Here is a 2,777-nt window from a genome sequence, read left to right on the forward strand (position 1 = left end):
TTTTTTTTTTATTTACTTGTTGTTAAATGCAGGGTGCTCCCAGTAATCTTTTACGACATTAGGAATGTTTTTATAATCGAAGTTGTCAAAGTTAATCTTATCTAAGTTCTCTCGATCTATATTCATCTTCATAACTGGTTCAGTTTTCTTATTTCCATATGTATCCGTCAATTCAGTTTTCCATACAAAAATAACTTTTTGAATCTCTTTTTCTTTAGCTAACTTCTTTAATATATTCGTAGTGTTATTCCACGTAAGAACTTTATCGTTTGTATTTTCTAAGTTAAGCAATACGACTTTATTATTAGGTTCCGGCAAATCGTAATTTTTATTTATTTCAACTGACTGTAAGTTACTTCTACCGGCGGACTTTTTAGCAATCTTTTCGATGCTCTCCTTAAACTTCTTATCTTTATTTTCTTCGTCTTTCTTAGCTTTCTCTTGGTCTTTTTGTTCTTTTTCAGCCTTATCCTTCGCGTTCTTTTCTTCCTTCTCTTGTTGCTTACGTTGTTTCTCCGCTTCGTTTTCGGCTTGCTTTTGTGCCTTTTGCTCCTCTTTTTGTGCTTGTTCTTGCGCAGCCGTTTCTTTATCTTGCGGAGTACATCCAGTAGCAAGTGCGAGTGACGCTCCAATAATAACTAATCCGAATCTGTTCAACCATTTCTTCCCCATTTAGCTCACTCCCGTTTGTTAATACTAATATAAGTATACCAAACCAAACGGTAAATTTCTCCATGAAAAAAAGAACGCCTCATTTAGCGTCCTCCACAACGAATAAATCTTCGATTTTCAATTCTAACGCATTACTAATACGAATCAATGTTTCGATTTCATAACGAGACTGGCGACTGAAACGACTAATAGTAGCCTCTGTCGTACCGGCCATCTCCGCTAAATCTTTTTGTCGCAAGTTACGTTCCGCTAAAATCTCCGATAAACGTGGCGTCACTTTCATAGTAGTACCTCCGTCCTAATTATCCTTAGTTACATCTTACAGTTTCGTAATTATTTCGTCAATAACTATTGACTTGCGAATTACACAAGTGTAAGATGAAATCATAAATAACGAATTACACATACGTAATGTGAAAGGGGATAAGCGAAATGAATGAGTTTAAATCGTTACTAAACGCTATTCAATTCATAACATTCGAAGAACTGCCCGAAGAATTACGACATGAGATTACTAACAACGTAGATTCAATCGAAATAGAAACCGAGGTACTAATGTTTAAGGTGCGTAACCTAAACGTTGGAGGATACCTACATACAATCGTTTATATCGAAACAGAAGCTAACTATTACGTATTCACACACGTCATACTCAAAGCTGGCCCATCGATTAAGAAACAAACGATAAGCAAAACGACTATCAACATGTTCCAGTTGTTACACAACGAGGATAGAGGAGGTAACGTAATATGTTCGCAAAGCTAAACGGTTACTTCGGGCTTGAAACGTTATCCGATCGTGTTTGGTATTACGGAGTGTTTGGCGTAGGTGGTGCGTTGTACGCCATTGGTATGGCAATTGCTTATATACTTTAATACGTGAATTCACGTAGCTTAACGACAATTGAATAACGGAAGTTCTCCGAACAGCCTCCTGTGATCATTCGTTTTTAAAAGCGGAATACACGAGGCTTAGTTTCCTATTGTCTTTTTTAGGAGATACGGAGGTAATTTCCAAACGTGGAGTTGCCGGTAAACCACGCTAAAAACTGTTTCCCGCTTTATTTAAGCGGCTTGGATCGTCTACGTTCGTGCAGGGGACACTCGTCATGTCCCTACAAAGTAGGCAACCCGTAACGTATTCCTATTCGTACGTTGCGGGAAGGTGGGAGCGACCTATAACGGCTCGGGTGGTAGCCATTAGCATTACGGTGCTAGGGAACACGTTCAGCTTGTCGCACAGGGGTGGCTTTGTGTAGTGGGCAGGTCATTGTTAAAGGGCGTGTGTGATGAAAATCGCCAAGTGAATAGGGTCTATACATACGGAACACTGACGAAGCAAGGCATGGCAAGAGCCGTGTAACTTAGTCGTAGACGCTTGTCTCTCTTACGCGCTTCGTTTATTTTTTAACGTAGCGACGTAGGGGACAAGTCCGCCTGCCAGCCGTTTTCCTAACTTCGCTTCGGCATGATAAAAACCGTAAAACCTTAAAGTCAAGGGATAGAACGAAAGAAAACGAAAAAATAACGCCACTGGCTACGAGAGGTGGAGGACGGTAGTAATTACCGCTAACTAAGCGAGAGGAAACGTGATCGGTAAGTAGTTGAGAAACGGAGTAAGGCAAACGTTGATTTTAAACGGAAATAACGAGACAATACACTGATAAAACGGAAGAGGGATTACGGATGGGAGTTAAGGGAAGTGGAAGAGAGTTAATGGAAATTATCGTGAGTACATTCGATAAAAATAAAGGAGGAGGACAGAGTGGGTATATAATAGAAGAAAGTAGTCGGACAAGTGGATGGTCAGCGATATAAAGGGACGAAAATCAAGACGTTTAAGTATCCGTATATTCTGAGTGACCACGTGATGGACACAAGAAGGGGAAGAAACAAAAAAGAGCGCTTTTAGTTAGCGCTCAATAAATCGTTAGTATGGAAGCTAACATTCAATATTTAACCTGTTATTTTTTAAAAACATGGTCACAAACGTGGCAACATTTGTGGTCACTAGTAGATACTTTATAGCGTTAGCAAATATCAATAAATCCTTTAGTATTGCGGGATAGGGGAAGCCTTATTCTCAATCCGCTCAATCACATCTTG

General features: G+C 39.5%; 4 protein-coding genes. 2 read left to right on the forward strand and 2 right to left on the reverse strand.

The features are described 5' to 3' along the window. Window positions 1-12 precede the first annotated feature (12 nt). Window positions 13-672 (reverse strand): cell envelope integrity TolA family protein, encoded by a 660-nt coding sequence (locus GFJ36_RS28070; RefSeq protein WP_157349813.1) that lies wholly within the window; start codon window positions 670-672, stop codon window positions 13-15. 79 nt (window positions 673-751) lie between these two features. Next, entirely contained in the window at window positions 752-955 is a 204-nt protein-coding gene (locus GFJ36_RS28075) for a helix-turn-helix domain-containing protein (RefSeq protein ID WP_000869305.1), read from the reverse strand. A 466-nt stretch (window positions 956-1,421) separates the two neighbouring features. On the opposite strand from GFJ36_RS28075, the gene GFJ36_RS28080 reads away from it, so the two are divergent. Further along, window positions 1,422-1,547, forward strand: coding sequence for a DUF3961 domain-containing protein (locus GFJ36_RS28080; RefSeq protein WP_157349814.1), 126 nt, complete (start codon window positions 1,422-1,424; stop codon window positions 1,545-1,547). Between the two features lie 810 nt (window positions 1,548-2,357). Next, the gene (locus tag GFJ36_RS30020) at window positions 2,358-2,489 is read left to right on the forward strand and encodes a hypothetical protein (RefSeq protein WP_275940659.1); all 132 of its coding nucleotides are present in this window, start codon (window positions 2,358-2,360) and stop codon (window positions 2,487-2,489) included. Window positions 2,490-2,777 lie beyond the last annotated feature (288 nt).

It is taken from the genome of Bacillus sp. EE-W1 (assembly GCF_009760835.1).
GTDB lineage: Bacteria > Bacillota > Bacilli > Bacillales > Bacillaceae_G > Bacillus_A > Bacillus_A wiedmannii.